The sequence below is a fragment of the Flaviaestuariibacter amylovorans genome, from assembly GCF_039541815.1.
In the GTDB taxonomy this organism is placed as follows: Bacteria; Bacteroidota; Bacteroidia; order Chitinophagales; family Chitinophagaceae; genus Flavisolibacter; species Flavisolibacter amylovorans.
In genome coordinates this window covers 15426-40023 of the sequence record NZ_BAABGY010000002.1, presented here as the reverse complement: position 1 = coordinate 40023, position 24598 = coordinate 15426, and the positions used below count along the sequence as shown (strand labels likewise).

Annotated in this window: 16 protein-coding genes; 8 read left to right on the top strand and 8 right to left on the bottom strand. The window is 62.6% G+C overall.

Annotated elements, in window-relative coordinates:
* The first annotated feature begins 15 nt into the window (after positions 1-15).
* The 3 genes from ABD937_RS02545 (at position 16) to ABD937_RS02535 (ending at position 3358) form a co-directional block, all read left to right on the top strand.
* Positions 16-720, top strand: coding sequence for a ComF family protein (locus tag ABD937_RS02545; protein WP_345253124.1), 705 nt, complete (start codon positions 16-18; stop codon positions 718-720).
* 237 nt (positions 721-957) lie between these two features.
* Positions 958-2337: a choice-of-anchor Q domain-containing protein gene (locus ABD937_RS02540; protein WP_345253122.1), complete on the top strand. Its 1380-nt coding sequence runs from the start codon at positions 958-960 to the stop codon at positions 2335-2337.
* A 499-nt stretch (positions 2338-2836) separates the two neighbouring features.
* Positions 2837-3358 carry a glutathione peroxidase gene (locus ABD937_RS02535; protein ID WP_345253120.1) on the top strand — a complete coding sequence of 174 codons (522 nt, stop codon included), beginning with the start codon at positions 2837-2839 and terminating at the stop codon, positions 3356-3358.
* Between the two features lie 156 nt (positions 3359-3514).
* Here ABD937_RS02535 and ABD937_RS02530 read toward each other — a convergent pair whose 3' ends face one another.
* Entirely contained in the window at positions 3515-3952 is a 438-nt protein-coding gene (locus ABD937_RS02530) for a RidA family protein (RefSeq protein WP_345253118.1), read from the bottom strand.
* A gap of 184 nt (positions 3953-4136) precedes the next feature.
* On the opposite strand from ABD937_RS02530, the gene ABD937_RS02525 reads away from it, so the two are divergent.
* The 4 genes from ABD937_RS02525 (at position 4137) to ABD937_RS02510 (ending at position 11212) form a co-directional block, all read left to right on the top strand.
* Positions 4137-5354 carry a DNA polymerase III subunit gene (locus ABD937_RS02525; RefSeq protein WP_345253116.1) on the top strand — a complete coding sequence of 406 codons (1218 nt, stop codon included), beginning with the start codon at positions 4137-4139 and terminating at the stop codon, positions 5352-5354.
* Between the two features lie 628 nt (positions 5355-5982).
* Positions 5983-7734 carry a PSP1 domain-containing protein gene (locus ABD937_RS02520; RefSeq protein ID WP_345253115.1) on the top strand — a complete coding sequence of 584 codons (1752 nt, stop codon included), beginning with the start codon at positions 5983-5985 and terminating at the stop codon, positions 7732-7734.
* 752 nt (positions 7735-8486) lie between these two features.
* Positions 8487-9659 carry an ABC transporter ATP-binding protein gene (locus ABD937_RS02515; RefSeq protein WP_345253114.1) on the top strand — a complete coding sequence of 391 codons (1173 nt, stop codon included), beginning with the start codon at positions 8487-8489 and terminating at the stop codon, positions 9657-9659.
* A gap of 11 nt (positions 9660-9670) precedes the next feature.
* Positions 9671-11212: a hypothetical protein gene (locus ABD937_RS02510; protein WP_345253113.1), complete on the top strand. Its 1542-nt coding sequence runs from the start codon at positions 9671-9673 to the stop codon at positions 11210-11212.
* Positions 11213-11284: 72 nt separating this feature from the next.
* On the opposite strand, the gene ABD937_RS02505 is transcribed toward ABD937_RS02510, so the two are convergent.
* Both ABD937_RS02505 and ABD937_RS02500 read right to left on the bottom strand, forming a co-directional pair.
* Entirely contained in the window at positions 11285-14161 is a 2877-nt protein-coding gene (locus ABD937_RS02505) for a serine hydrolase domain-containing protein (RefSeq protein WP_345253111.1), read from the bottom strand.
* A 601-nt stretch (positions 14162-14762) separates the two neighbouring features.
* Positions 14763-15338, bottom strand: a complete 576-nt coding sequence (locus tag ABD937_RS02500) for a phosphatase PAP2 family protein (protein WP_345253110.1) — start codon at positions 15336-15338, stop codon at positions 14763-14765.
* Between the two features lie 55 nt (positions 15339-15393).
* On the opposite strand from ABD937_RS02500, the gene ABD937_RS02495 reads away from it, so the two are divergent.
* Positions 15394-17370 (top strand): LTA synthase family protein, encoded by a 1977-nt coding sequence (locus ABD937_RS02495; RefSeq protein ID WP_345253108.1) that lies wholly within the window; start codon positions 15394-15396, stop codon positions 17368-17370.
* 709 nt (positions 17371-18079) lie between these two features.
* Here ABD937_RS02495 and ABD937_RS02490 read toward each other — a convergent pair.
* The 5 genes from ABD937_RS02490 to ABD937_RS02470 all read right to left on the bottom strand — a co-directional run bounded on the left by ABD937_RS02490 (position 18080) and on the right by ABD937_RS02470 (position 24167).
* Positions 18080-19516: an energy transducer TonB gene (locus ABD937_RS02490; protein WP_345253106.1), complete on the bottom strand. Its 1437-nt coding sequence runs from the start codon at positions 19514-19516 to the stop codon at positions 18080-18082.
* Between the two features lie 48 nt (positions 19517-19564).
* Positions 19565-21094: a hypothetical protein gene (locus ABD937_RS02485; RefSeq protein WP_345253105.1), complete on the bottom strand. Its 1530-nt coding sequence runs from the start codon at positions 21092-21094 to the stop codon at positions 19565-19567.
* A 364-nt stretch (positions 21095-21458) separates the two neighbouring features.
* Positions 21459-22382 (bottom strand): PfkB family carbohydrate kinase, encoded by a 924-nt coding sequence (locus ABD937_RS02480; protein ID WP_345253104.1) that lies wholly within the window; start codon positions 22380-22382, stop codon positions 21459-21461.
* Positions 22383-22570: 188 nt separating this feature from the next.
* Positions 22571-23320: an outer membrane beta-barrel protein gene (locus ABD937_RS02475; protein ID WP_345253103.1), complete on the bottom strand. Its 750-nt coding sequence runs from the start codon at positions 23318-23320 to the stop codon at positions 22571-22573.
* Between the two features lie 103 nt (positions 23321-23423).
* The gene (locus tag ABD937_RS02470; protein ID WP_345253102.1) at positions 23424-24167 is read right to left on the bottom strand and encodes a hypothetical protein; all 744 of its coding nucleotides are present in this window, start codon (positions 24165-24167) and stop codon (positions 23424-23426) included.
* Between the last annotated feature and the right edge of the window lie 431 nt (positions 24168-24598).

The window sequence follows — 24598 nt, the reverse complement described above, 5'->3', positions numbered from 1 at the left end:
TGCCGATTGCCGATCATGCCGCTCCTCAACGACCTCGCCTCCGCCTTCCTCCACCTCGCCTTCCCCCACATCTGCGAAGGCTGCGGCACCGACGTGCTGGCGCCCGACGCCCCCCTCTGCCTGCGCTGCGCCCACGAGCTGCCCGCCACCGGCTTCGAGCGCGCCGAAGGCAACCCCATCGACCGGATCTTCTGGGGCCGCCTGCCCCTGCGCGCCGCCACGGCGCAACTCTACTTCACCCAGGGCTCGGTGGTGCAGGCGCTCATGCACCGCCTTAAGTACGGCGGCCGCGCCCCGATCGGCCACTACCTCGGCGGGCTCATGGGCCGGCAACTCGCCGCCTCCGCCCGCTTTGCCGGCGTCGACGCGCTGGTGCCCCTGCCCCTGCATGCCGACCGCGAGCGGCGCCGCGGCTACAACCAGGCCGCGCTCCTGTGCGAGGGCATCGCCGGCACTTGGCCGCTGCCCGTACTGCCCCGCGCGGTGCAGCGCCCGGCGGCTACCGAAACCCAGACCTACAAAGGCCGCGTGGAGCGCTGGCAGAACATGCAGGGCCGCTTTACCGTGCCCGATCCCGCCGCCCTCGAGGGCAGGCACCTCCTCCTCGTCGACGACGTGGTGACCACCGGCGCCACCCTCGAAGCCTGCGGCCGCGCCCTGCTCGCCATTCCCGGCGTGTCCCTCTCCATCGCTACGCTTTGCTTTGCCGGAGGTAGTTAGCAAAATGTGGTAATGGGTTAATGTGCTGATTTGCTAATGAGGTCTTCAGGGTTTGGGAAGTTTTAAGGGTTTAATGCTTCGTTGCCTGAAAGAGAACGGCTGCAATTATTTCGAAACCCAAGACTTAAGGTGCAGCACATTCCCCCGCCACCCCATTCCCCCATCACCCCATTATCCCAGGTCCCAATTAGCACATTAACCCATTAGCCAATTAGCACATTGCTTTACCTTGCCGCTATGAAACCCGTGCTGCCCCTGCTTTGCTGCCTGCTGATCGGCCTCGGCATCCTCGCCTGCCGGAAGGACCGCTTTACGACGAGCGCCGGTGCGCAGCTGCGGACGAGCGTGGACACGCTGCACTTCGATACGGTGTTCACGACCGTTGGCTCCGTGTCGGGCGTGGTGAAGATCTTCAACGACGACCGCGACGGCATCCGTATTTCCTCGGTGCGCCTCGCCGGCGGCGCGGCCTCTCCTTTCCGCATCAATGTCGACGGCATTCCCGGGCCGCAGGTGCGGGACCTCGAGGTGGCCGGCAACGATTCGCTCTACATCTTCGTGACGGTGACGCTCGGGGCCAGCGGTACCCTCCAGCCCTTCGTGGTGCAGGACTCGATCGAGATCTCCTGGAACGGCAACCGGCGCTGGGTGCAGCTCGATGCCTGGGGACAGAACGCACGCTTTCTCCGCAACCATGAGGTCACCGGCTCCGAAACCTGGGACAGCACCCTTCCTTACGTGATCCTCGACCGCCTCACCATCGACACCGGCGCCACGCTGAGCCTCACCCCCGGCACGCGCCTTTACATGCATGCCAACGCACCCATCGTGGTGCATGGCTCGCTGCAGGCAGCCGGCGAACCCTTCGACAGCACCCGGGTGCTCTTCACCGGCGACCGCCTCGATGTGCCCTACCGCGACTTCCCCGCTTCCTGGCCCGGCATCTACTTCAGTCCCGCGAGCCGCAACAACCGCCTCACGGCCGCCTGGATCCGTAATGCCTACCAGGGCGTGGTGCTCAGCGGTGGCGGCCCTGCCCCGAAAGTGATCCTGGAGGAAACGATCATCGACAACGCCTACGACGCAGGGCTCCTGGCCGGCTCGTCGAGCCTCAGTGCCCGCAACCTGCTCGTCAGCAACTGCGGCCGCGGCATCGTGCTGGAGGGGAGCGGCGACTACAGCTTTGTGCACTGCACGGCGGCGGGCTACAGCAACGGCTACGTGCAGCACAAGGAGCCTGTACTCGGCATCTACACGTCGGGCAGCGCGCCGTTTAACGCCCTGTTCCGCAATTGCATCTTCTGGGGCGAGGCCAACGGCATCGTGCAAAACGAAGTGGAGCTCGGACGCAGCGGCACTGCGCCCTTCAACCTTACGTTTGACCAGGTGCTCTGGCGCGTGCGGAATGCACCGTCGCCGGCCACCACCTCGGGCGCCATCAACAATACCGATCCGCAGTTCGACTCGGTAGCCTCCGGTCGCCGCTACTTCTCCTTCCGCCTCGCCGAGACCTCGCCCGCCCTCAATAAGGGAGTACCCACCACCGTCACGACTGACCTCGACGGCAAGCCCCGCCCCGTTGGCCTCCCCGACCTGGGCGCGTATGAGCGGCAATAGTTTATTGGTCTATTTGTTTATTGGTTTATTGGTACCGGCGAAGCGGAGCTTGCCGGGATGCCGGCCGAGGCGCCGGTACAAGGGGTCGTTTCTGGTGGTAGCGCCACCACTCCAACAGCCATTCTTATCCTATGTGAACGCCAGTTGGTGTAGTTTCCGATTCACACGAGTCGCTCCCGACAGTGCAGGCATTACAGCTCCAACCATTATGCAGAGCCAGTTTCGCCATTAACTATGACATGATCCATCCGGTTGCGCCAGCTAAATCTGAAATCTGAAATCACAAATCTGGGATCGAAGCGTGCGCCAGCCAGATCACAGATCCGCGATCACAGATCTGAGATCCTTCTTGGTGCGCCAGCCCAAATCTGAAATCTGAAATCACACATCTGAAATCCCGTAGGTGCGCCAGCCAGATCACAGATCCGCGATCACAGATCTGAGATCCCTGTGAACCTTCGTACCTTTGACGCGTTCTAACACCAGCAAACACATCATTATGAAAATCGCCCTTTTTGCAACTTTATTCACCCTTATGACGGCAGCAACCTCTATCTACAACTTCAAGGTGGAAGGCCTCAGCGGCGGCACCATCGACTTTTCCCAGTACAAGGGCAAGAAGATCCTCATCGTTAACACGGCCTCCGAATGCGGCTATACCCCGCAGTACGAGGGCCTTGAGCAGCTTTCGAAAAAATACAAGGACCAGCTCGTGGTGGTGGGCTTCCCCGCCAACAACTTCGGCGGACAGGAGCCCGGCTCCAACCAGGAGATCGGCGCCTTCTGCAAGAAGAACTACGGCGTGACCTTCCCGATGGCCGCCAAGGTATCGGTGGCCGGCAACGATGCCCACCCCCTCTTCCAGTACCTCGCCGGCGAAGCCAAGAAGAAAGGTGTGGCCGACCCCGTCGTGAAGTGGAACTTCACCAAGTTCCTGATCGACGAGAAAGGAAACCTGGTAGATGTATTCCCCTCCAAAGTAACCCCTATGGGCCCTGAGATCGCTAAACACCTGAAGTAATGTGCTGATGTGCTAATGAGTTAATGTGCTAATAATAAAGGCCCGGATCGCTGCGCGATCCGGGCCTTTGCTTACGGGTCCTCCACCCCAGAACCGCAAAAAACCTTAGAATCCCACCACCCCATTACCCCATCACCCCATCACCCCATTCCCCCATTATTTAGGCAGGTGCGCCACTACCTCGATCTCGATCTTCGCGTCGGGCATGAGGAGGCGGGAGATCTGCACCCAGGTGGCGGCGGGGTAGTCGCCCTTGTAGGCAGCCTTGCGCCATTTGTTGACTGCCGCCAGTCCGTCCATATCAGTGGTGTACACCGTCTCTTTCACCACGTTCTGGAGCGTGGCGCCGAAGCGGGCGAGGCTGCGCCCGATGGTGCGGTAGATGTTGCTGATGCCGGCGGAGTCGGTATTGCGGGCAACCGTGCCCGATACGTACAGCACGTTGTCGACCCTGACCACCTGCGCATAGCCCCACACGGTGTCCTGGTCCTTATTGCCGAAATGAAATTTTTCCTTGACGATGTTCTTGTTATCCTGCGCGAAGGCACCCGTAACGGCAACGAGCGCCAGCAGGAGCAGCATGGTTCTTTTCATGAGCGGTGGTTTTGGTATCAAAGTACGGCACAACGTTGTGCAGGCGCAAGGCCGCTCATCCAACTTTAGCGTTCGTTCACATCGTACAACGTTGCTGCCTTTAGCCCACCGGCGCGGCGTACGCACGCGTCCGGCTTGCGCGGGTTCCCCGCCTGCATCTGCCCGTAAATCCGTTTCTTTGCGGATGCGTTTTCAGGATGTGATCGGGCAGGAGCATGTGAAGCAGCACCTGGTGGAAATGGTGGCGCACAACCGCCTCAGCCATGCCCTCCTCTTCCTCGGCAAGGAAGGCGCCGGCGCCCTGCCGCTGGCCATGGCTTTTGCCCAGTACGTAGCCCTGCTCCCCCGCCGCGATGCGGCCCCGGCCGACTCCCTCTTCGGCGAGCCCGTGGAACTGAAGCTCCCCGGCACCCCCGCCGCCGCCGATGCCTGGATGGAACAGCAACCCTCCTTCGCCAAGGCCGACGGCCTCGTGCATCCCGACATCCACTACTCCTACCCGGTGATCCCGCGCAAGTCGGGCGACAAGCCGGTTTCCACCGACTACATTTCGGAGTGGCGCGAATTCGTGCGGCAATATCCCTACGGCAATGCCTACGACTGGCTGCAGTTCATCGAGGCGGAGAACAAGCAGGGCAACATCACGGCCTACGAGTGCAACGACATCATCCGGAAGCTCAATCTCAAAAGCTTCGAGAGCGGCTACAAGATCCTCGTAATGTGGATGCCGGAATACCTCGGCAAGGAGGGCAACAAGCTGCTGAAGCTTATCGAGGAGCCGCCGCCCGACACGCTCTTCCTGCTGGTGGCGGAGAACGAGGGCGCCATCCTCAACACCATCCTCTCGCGCTGCCAGCTCGTGAAGGTGCCTGCCCTCGACCGGGCCGACATTGAAAGCGCCCTGCTGGCCCGTGCCGGCGCCGCGCCCGAGGCGGCCCGCAGCCTGGCCAACGCCGCCCACGGCAATTACCGCGAAGCCCTGCACCTGCAGCAGCATGCCGACGAAGACTTCGGCGCCCTGCTGAAGGAGTGGCTCAACGCCACGGTGGGCCGAAAGCCGGCTGCCCAATTAAAGGCCATCGAAGACATCGCGCGCCTCGGCCGCGAAAAGCAGAAGCAGTTCCTCCGCTACTTCACCCACCTCATCGAGGGGGCCGTGCGCGCCGAGGTGCTCGAAGGGCCTGCGCTCGATGCGTTGCTGGCCACCTTTTCGGCCGGCGAGCAGGACTGGGCGCAGCGCCTCAACAAGGTGATGAACCTCGCGCAGAAGGAAGCCGTGGCCCTCGAGCTCGACACCGCGGCCTACCACGTGGAGCGTAACGCCAACGCCAAGATCCTGTTTCATGCCCTGACGATCAAGATCTACCACATCATCCGGAACGGGGTGGTCGTATCCGTATAGGAACGGCCGCAAGCGGCCTGCTTTTCTCAAATCGGGATGGGGTGTTTGTTCTCCCGCCGCAAGCGGCTAGCCTTGTTTAAAGAACAACGCGGGTTTCGCGCGGAGACGCCAAGTCGCAAAGGCGCAGAGGATAATGGACAAGGTTAAATGTCATTCAGTTTCCGCAGTGCCGTTGCGCTGCCGAGCAAGCATCCTGCCGCAGGCAGAATCGTGCCTTTGCGTGCTCTGCGTCTTGGCGCCTCTGCGTGAAACCCGCGTTCTGCTTTAGGAAAGCCAGCCGCTTGCGGCGGGAAGAAAAGAACCCAGGCCACGATACCACCCCGAACCCCGCTGCGCATTGTATACCGGCAAACGGTTATATTTGCGTAAGCCCGCGAGGGCCTCGACATATATATCCGTGGCTTCTGGCCTGTGCCGCACGAACGACAACGTAAACGAACGCTCCTCATAAAAGGGCGGGCCCGTCCCGGGCCGGCCCGACTTGAACCGCCTTTCTGCCCGTCCCGCAATGCCGGAACGGTCCCTTTCCCCTAAAAAAAGAAGGATCCAAGGCAGCCGAGCTTCCCCCGCCGTTCGCGCACAACCAGCTTCCCGGTCATTTTTCAACCTTAAGAACCGATCGAACGATATGGGATGTGGTAATTGCGGATCCAAAAGCTCCCCGAATGGATGTAAGAGCAACGGCTCCTGCGGCACCAACAGCTGCAACCGCCTCAATACCTACGACTGGCTGGTGAACCTGCCGATCGTGGACAACGACAGCTACTGCCGCGTGGTGGAGGTCACCTTTGCCGACGGCGCCCGGAAAGACTTCTTCCGGAACACGACCGTTCAATACTTTGCCGCCGGCGACATCGTGGCCGTGGAGGGCGTTTCCGGCTTCGACGTGGGCGAGATCTCGCTCACCGGAGAAACGGTGCGCCTCCAGCTCAAGAAAAAGGGCGTCAAAGAGAACGCCGCCGACATGAAAAAGGTACTCCGCCGTGCCTCCGAGCGCGACATCGAGCTGGCCCGCACCAACAAGTCGCGCGAGAAAGAAGCCCTCATCCGCACCCGCGCCATCGTGCGCCAGCTGAAGCTCAACATGAAAGTGAGCCAGATCGAGATCCAGGCAGATGGCAAAAAAGCGACCTTCTTCTACATCGCCGACGACCGCGTCGACTTCCGCGAGCTCATCAAGATCCTCGCGGGCGAGTTCAAGGTAAAGGTGGAGATGCGCCAGATCGGCGCCCGACAGGAAGCCGGCAAGGTCGGCGGCATCGGCTCCTGCGGCCGCGAGCTCTGTTGCGCCACCTGGCTCACCGAGTTCAAGTCGGTGAACACGGCCGCCGCCCGCTACCAGAACCTCTCCATCAACCAGACGAAGCTCTCCGGCCAGTGCGGCCGCCTCAAGTGCTGCCTCAACTATGAGCTCGACACCTACCTCGACGCGCTCCAGGGCTTCCCCGAGCACGCCGACCACCTCCGCGTGGCCCGCGGCAATGCCACCCTCATCAAGAAGGACATCTTCAAGAACCTCATGTGGTACGTGCTCCCCGACTCCAACAAGCAGCACCCCCTCACCATCGAGCGCGTCAAGGAGATCAAGGCGCTCAACAGCCAGGGCATCGTGCCCGAAGAGCTCGGCACCGTGGAAGTGGTGAGCAGCAAGGCCAAGGAAGTGGAACCCGAATTCGTGGACGTGGTGGGGCATATCTCGCTCCGCTCCCTCGAAAAAGCCGATAAGAAGCGCCGCGACCGTCGTCGGGGCGAGCAGCAGCAGAAAGGCGGCGGCCAGCAGCAAGGCGGAAACGACCGTGGCGGCAACGATCGCGGTGGCCGTGGCGGCCGCGGTGGCCGCAGCGAAGGCACCCCGAAAGCAGCCCTACCGGCACCTGCCAAGAAAGGCGACGTCCAGCCCGGCGACAAGGCCGCGCCCCAGCAAGGCCGGGGCCGCCAGCAGCAGCAGGGCGGTGGCCAGCAAAAAGGCGAAGGCGGCCAGGGCCAGCAACAACAGCGCCCCCCGCGCGGACAACGTGGCGGCGGCGGACAGCAGGGCCAGCAGGCACAGCCCAACGCTGAAGGCCAGCAAGGCGGCCAGGCACAAGGACAACAACAAGGTGGTGGCCAGCGCGGTCGCCAGCGCAACAACCCCGGCGCCGGCCAGCAAGGCGGTGGCGAGGGCGGTCAGCAGCAGCAAAAGCCCGAGGGCGGGCAGCAGCAGCGACGCCGCGAGCCCCGTGCCCAACAGGGTGGCCAGGAAGGCGGCGGCGAAAACAAGGGCCGCTCCCAGGAGCCCCGCAAAGAAGGCGATGGCCTGCGCTCCCGCGGCAGCCGCCGGCGCCGTGAAGGCGAAGGCGGTGAAGGCGGCCAGCAGCAAGGCGGCGGCACTGAAGGATAACTTTCAACGACTCTGGATAGCAAAGCCGGCATCACACGATGCCGGCTTTTTTGATGTCCTATCGTCAGGAAGAAGCTACCAAGCGGCGGATTCTGTCCCGGCCTGCTTTCCGGGATGCTTTTCTGCCACCTTGCGCCTGCAGGCCGTACCTGCCGGCCGTACGATCTGGCTCGCCTGATCTCCCGCTCGCGGCCCTGCCGGTCGGCCTACCCGCGATCCGGGTATACGCCATCCTGATCGCGGCGTTCGCCGTTGTTGCCCCGGGTGCACCCCGTCAGGTATTGGGTGCTCGGCGTTCATCCCGCATACGCACGGCGGCGGATCTTGTATGCACAGCGGTACCTGCCGCATACACGCCGACAACTTTCGGTGTTTGCCGTCGGCTTCGCGGTGCACGCCGTCTATCTCCCGGTGTTTCACGTTTACCTCCCATACGCATGCCGTCAGCTTTGCGACGTACGCCGTTACCTCACATACGCACGCCGTTACCTCGCGGTGTTTGATGTCCACCTCGCGGTGTTTGATGGCACACAGCCATATGGGCATTGGGGTCCCACGGCTGAAGCCGTGGGCTGGTACATTTCGAAAACCCATGGCTAAAGCCATGGGCTGGTGGAAACCGACCCTTCAAAACCCGCCAAAACCTTCCAAAACCATTTCCCCGGGGGCTGAATGAGACGCATAGGATTGCGTCTCTACCCTTCTACATTCAATATTCCTTGTTCGTTATTCGATATTCCTATCTTTCGTTCATGCCCCAACTTTCCGAACGCCTCGCCGAGGTCCGCTCCTACTTCGCGCACGGCGACCACCACCTCGGCTACCGGCGCCTCCTCGACGCCGCCCTCGAAACCGGCAACTTCGACGTGTACCGCGCCACCCTCCGCTTCTGCGACGAATGGGACGCCACTCCCGAAGCCGACCGCGGCCGCACGGTCACCGACCGCGTCAGCGGGCTGCTGGCCCTCATCGAAACCGGCCACCGCCCGCCGCCTCCGGCCGGCACCGGCCCGCGCCTCGAGGCCGAAGGTGTGGCCAAGCGCTACCACCAGGGCGCCTTCAGCCTCGCCCCCGTGAACGTGCGCCTCCATCACGGGCAGATCATCGGGCTTGTGGGCGAGAACGGCAACGGCAAGACTACCCTCCTCCGCCTCCTCAACGGCGACCTGCGCCCCGACGCTGGCACCATCCGCTATCACTTTGCACCCGCCGGCACGGCTGCCTACGACGTGCGGAGCCGCATCGCCTTCATCCCGCAGCGGCCGCAATCGTGGTACGGGTCGCTCATGGACAACCTGCAATTCGCCAGCACCTTCGCCGGATTGACGGGCGAAGAGAACGAGCTGTGGACCGAGATGGTGATCGCCCGCATGGGCCTGCGCCCCTACCGCACGTACAACTGGAGCCGTATTTCTTCGGGGTACAAGATGCGCTTCGAGCTGGCGCGCACGCTGCTCCGCAAGCCGCAGGTGCTGCTGCTCGACGAGCCGCTCGCCAACCTCGACATGCTGGCGCAGCAGATCATCCTCGAAGACCTCAAGTTCCTGGCCGCCTCCGAAACGATGCCGCTCTCGATCATCCTGAGCTCGCAGCAGCTGTACGAGGTCGAAAAGGTGTCCAACGAGGTCATCTTCCTGCAGCGGGGCGTGGCGCGCTACCAACCCGGGGCGCCGCTCGACGAAGCACCCGAGGAAAAGACCGCCCTCGTGCTGGAGCTCGAGACCGCCGCTACCCGCGACGAGCTCGAGGCCCTGCTCGGGCCGGCCGGCCTGCAGCAGCTCACCTTCAACGGCGGCGTGCACATCCTCTACTTCGCCCCCGGCACGGGCACCGGCGACGTACTGACGCTGCTTGGGGGCTCCGGCCTCCCCGTGCGCTACTTCCGCGACATCTCCCACTCTTCCCGCCGCTTCTTCGTGGCCTAAACACCTTGCTCATGATCGAACGCATCCAACGCCACCTGCTCACCCATCATCCGCTGCTCTGGAACACCCGCGCCCTGTGGGTGCTGGGCACCAATATCCTCCTGCACCTCCTCTTCCTGCTTGCCGGCCTCGGCTCGGTGCAGCCGGCGCGCCTCGGCGACGAGCGGGGCAGCGCGGCCATAGGCACCGGTGGCCTCGTCACTTTCTCCATCCTCTGCTCGCTGCTGGTGCTGCTGGTCTGGCTGCTCTTTTACTTCCGGAACAACGCGTTCCGCAACGGCTATCGCCTCACGCCCGGCTACCTGCTCCGCGAATGGGGCCTCATCGTGCTGATCGTCTTCACCAGCCTCATCTACCACGAATCCTTCCTGTTAGGCAAACGCCTCCGCGTGCGGCAATTCACCAACACGGAGCGCTTCGTGCAGGAAGTGAACGCCGCGGCGCTGGCCATGGCCTTTGTGCCCGACGAGGAAGATGATCCTGCCTACTTTGTGCTCAACAACTGCGCGGAAAACGGGGGCATTCTTTACAACAACAGTACGAACTACCAGGAGCTGGCCGATAGCCACCGCAATGATACAAGTGTCGCGGGTCGGCAGATCTACCAGGAAAGCCTCACCATCCTGCGCGCCTTGCAGCAGCCTGACGCCTTCTCCTACCGCCACTACTGCGGCATGCCCATCTCTTATGCCTGGGACTATCCCGGCATGACGGGCGCCGACGAGCACCACGCCCGCCGGATACGATGGATTGAAGCCGGGTCCCGCGACTCCATCCGCGCCTCGCTCGATGCCCTGGTCAACCTGTGCAACCGCTACGGGATACGGTCCCGGATACATACAGACAGCCTCGCCGCGGCCGTGTTCCGGCTGCCGGGCAACGCCCTCTGGAAGTACACCCCTACCGACCGTTTCGTATACCACGAAGGCGTACAGCAGGAAAATGCGAGCTACCTGCTTACCGACGATCTCCGCGGCGTCTTCAGCTTTATTGACGACTGCCTGCCCAACCGGCGCAACCGCCAGGACCACGCGGAGCGCCTGCTGGCGATGGGCTATACCGCTTTCGGGCTGGCACTCCTGCTCTGGGCCTGGCGCCGCTTCAGCCGCAAGGTCTTCCTCGTAACGCTTGTGGGCGTCCTCCTCTGGAGCATCCTTATCGGCCTCATGAGTATTGGCTCCGGCGATGGCTCCGGACCCTCCGTAATTATACTGTGCCTCTTCGTCGCCTTCGGCCTGCTCGGACTTTTCTTCCTGCGCTCCAGGGAGAACAAGACGGCTACCGGCGTGCTGTTGCTGTGGCATTTCCTCCTGTCGGCGGCCGTAATACCCCTGATCCTCTTTCTGTGCAACCAGAGCTATGACCGGCTGCGCTGGTCCTACAACAACAACGAGCTGTGGGAACGGATCGCACAGCAACGCCACCCGGTATTGTATTGGATCGAAGGGCACACCGGCACGCTGCTGGCGCTCAACTTCGCGCTCGTGCTGCTGTACATCGGTCTTGCCGGCAACCGCTCGGCGCGCAGCTGGCAGCCGATGCCCGAAGAGTGACGCGTCCGTTGCTAAAACGAAGAACGCGGGCCATCGGGCCCGCGTTCTTCGTCTACCGTAATCCTACGGATACTATTTCCCTTCCTGCTGCAGCGCCCGGTGGATGGCGTCGAGCACCTTGCCGCGGATATTGAGCTCGCCCAGCAGGTTGTTCCGACCGCCGTTGACGCGGTTGGACAGGAAGATGTACACGAGGTTTGTCTTCGGGTCGGCCCAGACGGCAGTGCCCGTAAAGCCGGTGTGGCCAAACGTTTCGGGCGAAGCATACGTGCCGGGATAGGGCTCTTTGCGCTTCTCATTGTCCTTCTCGGGCTTGTCGAACCCAAGGCCGCGCCGGCTCGACCCGGAGCCGTAAGCCGTAAACAACTGCACCGTCTCGGGCTTCAGGTAACGCTTGCCCCCGAAGGTGCCGCCGTTGAGCAGCATCTGGTACAGCAATGAAAGGTCGAAGGCATTGGAGAAAAGGCCCGCATGACCCGACACGCCGCCGAACAGGGCCGCATTCTCGTCGTGCACATACCCGCGCAGCAGCTGCCGGCGGAAGTAGTTGTCCTGCTCCGTAGGCACGGTGCGCTCACCGCCGAAGCGGTTGAAGGGCTGGAACACCGTCGTGCGCATGCCCATCGGCTTGTAATAGGTTTCGTGCAGGTATTGGTCGAGGCGCTTGCCCGACACGGCTTCCACCACCTTGCCGAGCAGGATGAAGTCGAGGTCGCTGTACAGGTACTTCGTGGTGCCGAGGCGGCTGTTGAGGATCTTCACCACCATGCTGTCGGCCCAGTCGCTGCGGAGCCAGAGGTCGCGGGCCACGGGGATGTTGAAGGAGTCGCTGGGCGCGGTGCGGTAGTAGCGCTCCGAAGGCTGCTTCGTAGCCGGGTCCAGCGTTTCGGGGTAGAGCGGGATGCCCGCGGCAAGACCCGCCTGGTGGAGCAGGATGTCGCGCAGCTTGAGACCGGCCTTGTCGGTACCGCGCGCGGCCGGCAGGTAGTCGCCCAGCGTGCCGTCGAGGGAGATGCGGCCTTCGTCGTACAGCTTCATCAGGCCTACGGTAGTGGCCGAGGTCTTGGTGATGGAGGCGAGGTCGTAGATGCTTTCCAGGTGCACCGGCTGCGACAGCGTATCGTAGGAATACCGGCCGAAGGCCTTGTGGTATTTCACTTCGCCATTCTGGACGGCCAGTATGACCGCACCGGGATAGGCACGACGGGCAAGGCCTTCGCGCACGATGCTGTCGACGGGCGCCCAGGCCGCGCTGCTGCCTGCCGGCTCGAGTCGGGTTACGGGCACCGAGGTGCCGAAGGGGAGGTCGCACACCGTTACCGCGAGCTTGCCGATCGCAGGCAGGCGGCCCATCAGGAAGTCGGCTGCTGCAGCCCCGTTCACGGAATCATCCTGGTGAAAAGCCACCAGCGTGGGTGCGCCGCAGAAGTTCTTCGCCGCCATCACGTTGCCGAACAGCAGCGTCGCCGTTTGCGGCCCCTGCAGCCCGTTCCAGAGCGCGAGGGCCGAGCGGGAGATCTGGAAGTTATTGGCGAGGCGCGGGTTGTACTCGTGGACACCAACGAGCACGGCATCGTACTTACCCGCCTTAACGGCACGGGCGAGGCTGTCGGCGGCAAGGCTGTCGCGGCGGAAGCCGAAGGAGAACACGTCGGCGCGGGCCTCGGTGCGGAGGCGGCGCATGAGCTCGTTTTCCTGCGTGGCGCCGATGGCCACATAGGCGATGCGGCGGGCGGAGAGCGGCAGCAGGCCGGCGTCGTTGCGGAGTACGGTTACGCTGTTGCGGGCCACCTCGTTGTTGATGGCGACCGTTTCGCGGTTCAGGTCGGCCCAGATATTTGTGGTATCGATCACCTGCGGGTTATGGAGCCCGAGCGCATACTTGGCGTGCAGTACTTTCTTTACGCGCTCCTCGATCGTTTTCTTTTTCAGGCGCTTGCCGGAGATGGCCTGCTCGATGGCGGCAATGGCCCCCGGTACGTCCTCGGGCAGGCAAAGCAGGTCGTTGCCGGCCTCCATGGCGCGCACGGCGATCTCACCGGTGCTGAAGTACTTGGTAACGCCCTTCATCTCGAGGCCGTCGGTGATGGAAAGCCCGGTGTAATCGAGCTCCTTGCGCAGGAGCCCGTTCACGTTGTTGCGCGACAGCGACGTGGGCAGGTTGGTGGTGGTATCGATGGCCGGGATGGCGAGGTGCGCGATCATGACGCTGCCCACCTTAGCTTTGAACAGCTCCTTGAAGGGATAAAGCTCCAGCGAGTCGAGCGATTCGGTGGGCTTGTTGATGACGGGGAGGTCGTAGTGCGAGTCCACCGCCACGTCGCCATGACCGGGGAAGTGTTTGGCGCAGGCCATCACGCCCGCCTCCTGCATGCCGCGGGTATAGGCAACGCCCATGCGGGCCACCGCTTCCTTGTCTTCGCCGAAGGAGCGGAAGCCGATGACGGGGTTGTTGGGATTGTTGTTGACGTCCACCACCGGTGCGTAGTTGAGGTGTACGCCGATGCGCTTCAGCTGCCGGCCGATGGCGCCCCCGAGCTTGTATACGGTGCCTTCGTTGGGCAGGGCGCCGAGCGAGATCTGGTAGGGATAGCGCTCCACCGAGTCGAGGCGCATGGCGAGGCCCCACTCGGCGTCCATGGTCACGAGCAGCGGCGTGCGGGCACCTGCCTGGAAGTGGTTGGTGAGCAGGGCCTGACGCACGGGTCCGCCCTGGAAGAAGCAGAGCGCGCCCACGTTGAGCTCGCGGATAAGGCTGTCTACGTGTGCCACGTGCGCGGGGCCGAGGTTGCTGTGGGCGCGCACGATCATGAGCTGGGCGATGCGCTCGCGCGGCGACAGCTTTTTAAACGTGCTGTCGACCCAGTGGCGGGCGGCTTTCGAGGGCTTCTGGGCGGTGGCGGCCAGCGTGCTGCCGGCGAGAGCAAGCGTGAGGAGTATGTGCTTCATGGTATTCATACAGCAAGACACAATTTAGGTCAGGGGGAGCGCGAAGGGGCTGTTAAAACGCAAAGTAAAGGGGAATGAGCCGGCCATTTTACAAAGCTTTCACGAAGCGGAGCGTGAGTGGATGAAAGGCAGATTCATGCGGTTCACCTGACGGCGCAAGCGCCTGGCTTTTCTTAAAGCGGCGGACGGGTTTCACGCGGAGACGCAAAGGCGCAGGGAACGCAAAGGCAGGGCCCTGCCTGCGGCAGGACGTTCACACGGCGGCACAACGGCACGGCGGCACAGCGATACTTTATCCTACCGTAGGGCGCTTACGGATGGCCCATTACCTTTATTTGAACGCGCACTGCGCAGTAAACCTGCTATAGAAAGGAGCGATTACCGCAAAAACGGATGCAAAAGAAAAGTCCCGCCGTGTAGCTGCGCCGCCGTGCCGCCGTGTGAAACATTCTCGTGAGCGCAGCGAACCGGTTGCGCCTCCGCGTCTTTGCGTCCTGGCGCGAAACCCGCGTTGTGCTTTGAGAAATAGTAGCCGCTTGCGGCGGGCTATTGTAAGCTTTGCCGTGCCGCAGTGTAACATATACTCGTGAGCGAAGCGAACCTACAACCGCTCGAGCCGGTCCGGACCCAGCTGCTTCCTGAACACCGTAGCCATGAGCCAGCCCGCGCCCGCCCCTACGAGCGCACCGCCGGCGACGTCGGTCGGGTAATGCACACCTACATATATTTGCGCGTACGCAATAAGGGCTGCCCACAGGATACCGGCATACACCCGGCGCCCGAGCACCGGGTACAGCGCAACGGCAAGGAAGGTGGCCAGCCCGAAATGGTTGGCTGCATGCGACGAAGTGAACGAGGAGCTCCCGGGACAGTAAAGCGCCAGCTGCCGCACCTCCCCGATCAGTTCGGGCTCGCTGCACGGACGGATGCGGTACACCGTTTCCTTGATGATGCGGCTGCTCAGCAGATCGGTGAGCACCGGCGTCAGCACCGCATACAGAACGAGCCACCAGCGTTTCCGGAAGTTGGCCAGGATAAAGGCGAACAGGAATACGTAAAGCGGTATCCAGGTGAAGCGGTCGCGCACGAAGGGCATCACGGCATCGAAAAAGCCATTGTGCCACTTGCCGTTGAGCAGGCGGAACAGGGAACGGTCCAGATCGAGCAGCGCTTTCATTCGGGGCCGAAGGTACCGCAGCCGCCTTTATTCCGTACACCATTCAACGCCGAACATGAAAATACCCCGTCCGATACAATGGGCCGCCTCCCTGGGCGGGCTCTTCCTGGCCCTGTTTACGGTGCTGCGCCTCGTCTTTTATTTCGTGTTCGACCCCGCGGGCGGCTCCTTCCCGGGCGCGGCCTTCTGGATGGGATTCAAGTTCGACGCCCGCTTCGCCTGCTTCCTCGCCGCCGCCTTCTTCCTGTTGTCGCTCGTGCCGCCGCTCAACCCCTTCCGCGCGCCGCGCGCCCGCCGCTTCTGGCTGCCGCTGCTGGTGCTCCTGACGCTGCTGGTGCTGCTGATCTACGTCGTCGACTTCTATCACTACGACTACCTCCAGCAGCGCCTGACGGCCACTTCGCTCACCCTGCTCAAAGACGTGGCGATCTCTTCCGAAATGGTGTGGCAAAGCTACCCGGTGGTGCGGCTGCTGCTTGCGCTCGTAGCGTTGGTGCTGCTCGCTACCTGGGGCTACCGCCGCTTCTACCGCCGGATGGCTGCGAAACCGAAAGCGCCGGTGCGCCGGCGCGGACTCTGGTATACCGCATTTCTACTGCTCCTCCTCGCGGGCATCTGGGGCTCCGTGAGCCAGTTTGCGCTCCGCTGGAGCAACGCTTTCTCGTTCAACAACAACTTCGAAGGCCAGCTGGCGCTCACGCCCTTCGAGACCTTTCTCAACACGCTCAAGTTCCGCGGCAAGGCCTACGACGACAAGCGCATCGACGCCTCGTACCAACGGATGGCCACCTTCCTCGGCGTGGAGCGCCCCGACAAGGCCACCCGGAACTTCACACGCGCCATTGCCCCCGCGCCGGGGATGCCCCTGCCCAAAGGCATGAACGTGGTGCTCGTGATCTGCGAGAGCTTCAGTGCCTACAAGAGCAGCATGTGGGGCAACCCGCTGAACAGCACCCCGTATTTCAAGAGCCTGTGCGACAGCGGCGTCTTCTTCCGCAACTGCTTCACGCCCTCACACGGCACCGCGCGCGGCGTTTGGGCCACGCTCACGGGTCTTCCCGACGTCGAGCGCCTCGAGACCTCCAGCCGCAACCCCGCCCTCGTAGACCAGCACATCCTCATCAACGACTTCGCCGGCTACAGCAAATACTACTTCATCGGCGGCAGCGCCTCCTGGGCCAATATCCGCGGGTTGCTGAGCAACAACATCGCCGGCCTCAACCTCGTGGAGCAGGAGGACCTCGAAGGCGAGCAGATCGACGTATGGGGCATCTCCGACAAGAACCTGCTGCTGCAGGCCGCCACCCGCCTCGGCAAGGAGCAAAAGCCCTTCTTCGCCGTTATCCAGACCGCCGACAACCATCGTCCCTACACCATCCCCGAGGAAGACCTAGGCGAGTTCAAGAAGGTCAGCCTGCCCGACGCGCAGCTGCAGCGGGCCGGCTTCGGCTCCAACGAGGAGCTCAACGCCTTCCGGTATACCGACTTCTGCTTCCGTAAGTTCATGGAAACGGCGCGGCAGCAGCCCTATTTCGACAACACCCTCTTCGTGTTCGTGGGCGACCATGGCGTAAAGGGCGAGGTGGGCACCCTCATGCCGGCAGCCTGGGCCTCCGAAAGCCTCGAGATGTTTCATGTGCCGCTGCTCTTTTATGCGCCGAAGCACCTGCACGCAGCGCAGCGCACTACGCTCGCCTCGCAGTCCGATATCCTGCCCAGCATCACCTCGCTTGTCGGCATGCCGGCGACCTATACGGCCATGGGCAAGAACCTGTTCGACAGTGCCCGCTATACACCCGACCGCTGGAAGAGCTCCTTCGTGTTCTACCCCAGCGATGCCACCTTCGGGTATTTCTACGGCGACCTCTATTACCGCCGGCAGATCGAGGGGCCGATGCGCCGTATCGTATCGCTCTCGGGTGCGCCGGTGCCGCAGGGTGCCGCGGCCGACAGCGCCTTACGCGTCCTCGACGCACAGCTGCTCGACTGGTGGGAGACGAACCGCTACCTGGCGCACCATAACCGGAAGTAGCAGGTTTATTCGTTTATTGGTCTATTTGTAAGGGGTCGTGAAGCGCGAATGGAGCGGAGTGGCGAATGGGGCTTTGGCTCGTGAGGTGTGCCCCCGGCTCACTCAACAGGTGGAGCGGTAGAAACCGCAGGGATTCCGTTTGCTTCCAATGCATCCCGGAGGGATGCGCGCTTGGTAGCCCGGCATGCAATGCCGGGCGTGGCAATTAACAAATGAATACCAATGTCAGCATCCCGGAGGGATGCGCGTTACCGGGCACGGTCGGAAATGAGTCGGTACAGATCGATCAGAAGGCGGCGCCCGAACGTGCGGATTATGTTGCAGCTAGGCGCTACCGGTGGTATGTCGTTACGATTAACCACCCATTTCACGGGATTTCCGGATGATGCTCCCTTTCCCGATTTTTCTGTGTAAAGCACGATTTCCTGGTAACGCGCATCCCTCCGGGATGCCGACGTTGTTTGGGCATCTACCAACATTGCCCGGCATGTTATGCCGGGCTACCAAGCGCGCATCCCTCTGGGATGCACTCGACACGGACGTATACCAGTTATCTCTGGGACGTCTTCCCCCATGTGATTTTGGTGGATAAATCCCGGTTGCCTCGGTGTGCGCCAGCCAGATTTGAAACCTGAGATCCGAGATCTGACATCGAAACGGCCCCCTTCCGGAGGCCGCGTCGGTTACAAGCAATTGGCTGGTCGGTTCTTCACAGGCGGTTCAGGCGTTTGATCTTTTGCTTGAGCGTTGCTTCATTGACTGGCTCGTAGGTAAAGTCGCCGGCATGACGGGTGCTGGTATTGCCATCGGCCATGGCCATCGAAAACACGCCGTCCTTCTGGCGCACGGCCACAATGGTCACCTTCTCGCCAACGGGCACCCGCGGAAAGCGGTAGACGTCGCCATCGCGGTGCCCGTCGATGAGAGAGCGCAGCGAATGGAAGACGAGCCGCACCTGCACGTCGTCGGCGGCCCCGGTGTGCACGAAGTATTCGGTGAGCGGCCGGCCCTCCTGCAGGAAGCGGTCGCAGTTGAGGTAGCCGAGGCGCGTGGAGCGGAACACGTAATACTGCACGGTGCTCATCGTGGGCACGAAGCGCGCTACTTCCTCCCGCTCCGGCCGCGGGGCCGCTTCGCCCATATCGCCGCCGAGCGACAGCGACATGCGGCCGCCAAAGCGGAAGGACTGGGTGAAGGTGTCGGTCACCGCGATGCCGAGGCGCTGCGCCGGCTTCCAGCGCGGCATGCGCGTAAAGGCGGCTGCCACCCCCTCCTGGAAGCTGCGCGGCACCTCCTCCGCCACGGGCAGTGGGCGCGCCTTGCCTGATGGGTCGACGAGGAAGCGGACGTCCAGCGCCTGCTCCTTCCCGGGCTGCAGCATCTCGTGCGGGAAGGCGATGCTGTTCACGAGGTAATTCCTTAATTCCTCCATACCACCCGGGAACGACGCTGGCTCATACACGGGCACCGGAACCCGCGCTCCTGCGGAAGGGTCCGGAAGCAGGGCCCAGTCCATAGCTCCTTGCTGGCGGGCGCCGGTGAACAGCTGCATGCCGGGCAACGGGCTTTCCACGGGAAAGGCGAGGTCCACCGTGGCGCCGGGCCGCAACAGGAGGCGCTCGGAGCCAGAGCTCGCCTCGAGGTACAGCATGCCGCCGGTTTCGAGGAGGCGGTCGCCGGAGCGGGTGGTGAGGTCGGCAGAGAGCGCGTCGCCAAGCCCGTAGAACTCCTGTACGGTGAAGCGGATCGGGCCGGAGGGCACCCGCCCATCGGGCAGCACAAAGGCATCGCGACGTACGCCGATCAACGTGCCGCTCTTTGCGGTGAGCAGGCGGTCCTCATTGCCGCTGATGGTGAATATCTGCAGGTCGGGCTGTGCCGAGCGCAGGATCTCGAACAGGGGCTTCTGCACCACGGGCGCGGCGGGCACCACGGTAGCGCGTACCGACGAGTCGGGCGGCGTCCGTAGTATTACGGGACTACTGTCGACGCGAGGCGCCGCCGGCTCACCGGTGCTGGCGGGCAGCACCAGCACGTTGCTGTCGACGGTGGCGCCGGGGGGCAGGGCTACGGACACAGGGCGAGACGGCTCCTGGCAGGCGCAGAGGAGCCCACAAAACAGGGCGGTGTACAGGTTGCGGATCATGGAAGAAGGTTTTTAGAAGGTTGGTGTTTTCCATGGCCGGCAACTGGGCTATCGGGAGGCAGTGAGGAGGGGTGCAGGGGGCGCCGCGCGGGCGGTGGTCGCAGGCGCGGCGGCAGCGACGTGTGACAAGCGCTCTTTCAGGCACCCGAGCGTCACTTCTTCGAACGCGAGCTCCTTAATGGTGCCGGCGGCCGTCTTCCAGGGCTTCAGCGCGAGCCCAAATACGGATCCATCGGCCTTCATCGCCACGATGGTTACGTCCATGCCGACAGGAATGCCGGTGAAGACAAACCGATCGTCCTGCAATCGTCCTTGCATCACGGAACGGATCGAATGAAAAACCAGCTTCACGTCAACGTCCTTGCTGGAACCGGCGTCGACATAAAACTCCACCTTCTCGCCCGGCTCGTTGTAGAAGCGATCGCAGTTGATCCAGCCGAGCGCCGTGGTGCGCAGGCGGTAGCGGCCCGGCACGTTCGTATACATGGTGAACAGCGAGTCGAAGCCGATCCCCCGCACGGTGACCTTAACGAGCGAGTCGGCATCGCCCGCGTTGAAGGGCCACCAGAACTGCAGGTCCTGGGTGAACGCATTGGCTTTCGGCATGCCGAGGCGCTGCGCAGGGATCCAGCAGGGCATCTGCGCGAAGGCGGCGGCCACCTGTGCGTCGTAGGCGGCGGAGGGGCTGTTGTGCACGCGCACCCGCTCCGCAGCCCCGTATTCGTTGATCACGAAGCTGATACGCACATCGCGCGGTGTGATCGGTCCTTCGGTGCCGGTGGGCCACCGGAAGTGCTCGCGGCAGAAGGCTTCGAAGGTACCCACGTCAGGTGGGAAGTAGGCACCGGTAGACCCATCGTCGTCAGCCATCTCGAACCCGACACCGTCGAAAATGGTCCGGTAGCTTCGCTCGTCGCGCGGCGTCCAATCCATTTGCCGGCCATCCCAGCGGCCCGTGAAGGTGCGCATGCCCGGGCGCGGGGTGTCGTAGGGAAAAGTGAGGTCGAGCGATTTGCCGGCGGCGAGGGTACAGGGCTGGCCGTTGTACTGCGCGTCGATATACAGCATACCGCCGGTTTCGAGCAGGCGCCCTTGCGATGTGGTGGAGAGGTTGGCGGCCAGTATATCCCCGGTACGGTTGCACTCGACCACCCGCACGGCCACGGGCCCTTCGGGCGGCAGCCCGGTGCCCGCCACCACGAATGCGTCGGCCGGTATATATACGGTAGTGCCGTTTTCCGACTCGATGCCATACGGTTGCGCCGGATTTATGGTATAGGTAGTGGCTGCCGGCATCACCTGCTGCACCTCCGTCAGCAAGCCGTCTCCCGGGCAACGCAACGACGCCGGGACATACACCGTACTTCTACGGTACTCTTCCGGCGCCTGTCTCGCGGGGCCGGAGGCTGGAACATCCAGAGCAGGTGCGCCAGCGGACGTTTGATACAGGGGCGCTGCGGGGCCCGGTACGGCAACGGCCGCTGCAGGCGCTCCTTTGCCGGAACGGGATTCGGGTGTGTTACAGGCAAGCAGGCACAGGCCCGCTGCCAGCAGGAGCGCAGGAGGAGTCAGTTGCATAGAGGGGTCGGTTTAGGCTGAGGTCGGTTAAAGGGTACCGCATTCCTTTCGGCACAAGGATCCTGGCTGCTGCGGGCCGGCCCCGGAAAAGCGCGGGGCCGGTCTGGAAGTGGCAAAAACGGCGGCCCTTTTCGTTTATTGTCGTATGCGGGAAATTTAACAGCCCATCCCCCGACCCCTTCCCTAAGGGAAGGGGTGCCTCTGTGGAACAGGCATTACGGTAACTACTTTTCCTCAATCACTACAAACACGGGCTTTCAATGCAGCAGGGAGCAACGTAAACAAGCGGGCATGCACTTCAATACAAAAAGGAAAGGTCGCCCTGAGGCGACCCTTACAAATAAACAAATAGACTAATAGACCATTAAACCAATTCGATGTCGAAATTGACGAGCTCCTGGAACTGGCGGATGCGGGCGTCGATGTCTTCTTTCTTCAGCTCGCGGAGGCGCTCGGTGCCGAACTTCTCGACGCAGAACGAAGCCATGGCGGAGCCGACGATGATGGCGGTCTTCATGTTGTCGTAGGAGATATCCTTCGTGCGGGCGATGTGGCCGATAAAGCCGCCTGCGAAGGTGTCGCCGGCGCCGGTCGGGTCAAACACGTCCTCGAGCGGCAGCGCGGGCGCAAAGAACACGTTGTCGCCATGGAACAGCAGCGCGCCGTGCTCACCCTTCTTGATGATGAGGTATTTCGGGCCCATCCCGAGGATCTTTTTGGCGGCCTTCACCAGCGAATACTCGTGGCTCAGCTCGCGGGCCTCGGAATCGTTTACGAGCAGCACGTCCACCTCTTTGATCACTTCGAGCAGGTCGGCATGCGCCACCTCCATCCAGAAGTTCATGGTGTCCATCACGATGAGGCGGGGGCGCTGCTTCAGTTGCTTGATGACGCTGTGCTGCACCGACGGAACGAGGTTGCCCAGCATCAGGAACTCGGCGCCCTGGTAGGATTCCGGAACGGTCGGCTCGAAGTTGGCCAGCACGTTGAGCTGCGTGTCGAGCGTGTCGCGCGTGTTCATGTCCATGTGGTAGCGGCCGCTCCAGAAGAAGGTCTTCTCATCTTCCTTGATCTGCACGCCTTCCAGCACAACGCCTCGGTCGGCGAGAGCCTGCAGCTCTTCCTTCGGGAAGTCATAGCCCACCACCGAGAGTTGCTCGATGGGGCGGCAAAAGTTGGAAGCGCTCCAGGCGATATAGGTGGCGGCGCCGCCGATGATGCGGTCGCTTTTGCCAAAAGGGGTTTCAATAGCATCGAAGGCCATGGAGCCTACAACCAATAACGACATAAAAAATGGTGCATGTTTGAGCGATGAGATGACCCGCAGAAGGCCATCGCCCAGTCGATAAGAAGGGCGTGCAAACCTAGCCCTTTTTCGCTGCCCGCCCCAAAATTAATTGGGCGGAAAGGCCATGGGCGCGGGGTGAACGCAAGCAGGGCCCCGATGGGGCCCTGCCGGAAAGTAGGTGGGATGGGTCAGAAGCGGACGCCAACCGAGAGGCCGGCGCGGAAGCCGGGCGTAAAGCCCTTGCGGCGGGCCGTGACCGTGCGGTTGCTGTTGTCGATCGTGATCTCCAGGTCGTTGCCGATGATCGGGAGATCGCGCAGCGACTCCGCCACATCGTCGCCGTCCCAGGCGACTGGGCTGCCCGACACCTGGCGGAATACGGCATCGCTCTTTCCGAAATTGGCCTCGGGGCCGAGCAGGAAGAGGTCGAACGTAATAAGCTTCGCGATCATGAACTGGACGCCGAGCTGCGCGCCGAGGCCCGCGCCCGAATGGTTCACACTGGCCTGGTAGACCTCCGGAACAAAGCCGCCGTTGTAGGTATACAGCCCGGTGCCCTTGTAATCGAGGTACTTCAGGTAGGGCTCGAAGTAAACGCCGGTCATGGTCTTCTTCCCAAGGTACATGCGGTAGCCGGCCATTACCGAAAGGGTCTTGTTCTCGAGCCGGACGTCGTCGCCGCTGATCGTGCGGTCGAAGGTGTTGGACACCGGGATGCCGATGCCGAAGGTCACGGACTTCTTCCGCTTCAGGTTGTACTCGCCATGGAGCGACACTTTGCCGAAGGCCAGCGAGCCGGGGTTCCACTTCACCGAGAACGAGGGGCTGTGCCCGGCAGCGGCGGCTTTTCGGTCGCCCTGTTGCTCGGGGTCGGTGGTTTGTGCGTGGGCGGCGTGCGCCAACAGCAGGGCGGCCAGCAGGGAAAGGGGGATGCGCATATGGTTTGTTTAGGTGGCTGTAAAGATAGGGCACGCCGGCACATGCGGCCGGCGTGCCCCGTTCTCCTCCCGTAGAAACCCGGATCGGGACAGCCGTTCCTGCTCAGAGCGTGCGCCGGCCGGTGAAGGTTCCTTGACCGTTACTATCAGTACTGATCCCCGAGATCGCGTCTCCACTGATCGTCCCGGTTACGGTGTTGGTGTTCCCCGTGTTCAGGGCGATGTTGTTGTTGGTGACGGTGCCGGTAAACCTGCTGAAGGTGGTGGCCCCGGTCTTGCGTACCACGCCTCTCAGGCCGTTGAGCGCGCGGGCAATGAGCACGTTGAAGGTGCCGGTCTCGCGACCGCCGCCCGATGCCGGCTTGTCGTACGTACCCTCGAATGCCTCGATGAGGGAATTGGAAGTTTCCTTGTAGATCTCGAACACGGCATTAGCATGCCCGGGAATGTTGCTGGAGGTGACCGTGGGCGTGCCGCCGGAAGCACCTACTGAAAAATTGATGGTCACGGGCTGGCCGTTCATGGTGCCGGTAAAGGCCCCGACGAGGGCCGACCCGGCGGTATAGGTGATGTTGGCTGAGAGGTTCACCGTAACGCCGTCGATGGTCATGAGGGCCGTCATCGTGTTGCCGCCGTTGGCGAGGTTGAAGGTGATGACACCCGAAGAGCCGATGATGACGCCCTTGTACAGGCCCAGGGCGCTGTTGTCGTGGGCGGCAAGGGCCTGCGGCGTGCGGGCGCAGGTGGCGCAGTTGTAGGGTTCCTCGTCGTCGTTGGATTTCTTCTTGCAGGAGTAGAGGTTGGCGACGAACAGCAGCAGGAGCAGCAGGGAGCAGTACCGTTTCATGTTGGTTGTTTTAAGCAGTTTGAATGAGGGTACAAGGTTAATGGTTCAGGCTGCCCCGGGAAATGTGAAATAAGTGGTAGAGGTTTATTGGTTTATTAGTTTATTGGTTTATTGGTTCCGACGAAGCGAAGCTTGTCGGGATGCCGGCCAAAGCGTCAGCATAAGGGTCGTTCCTGTGCGGGCAGACTTTGCGAGCGCGAAGCAGCCATCACGGCGATCTCCAGCTTTGTTGGGAGAAGCTTGGTGATCCTGAGCCTGTCGAAGGGTCCTGCGTTAGGCGGAGTTTCTGCTCGGGTTGCCCGGCGCAGGCGCCTGGCATTTCCTAAAGGTCAACGCGTTTCACACACTGTCGCCCCAAGCCTATGGCGCGGAGTGTCTGCCTGGATGGCCCGCCGCAAGCGGCTTGCTTTTCCTAAAGTGGCGGCGGGTTT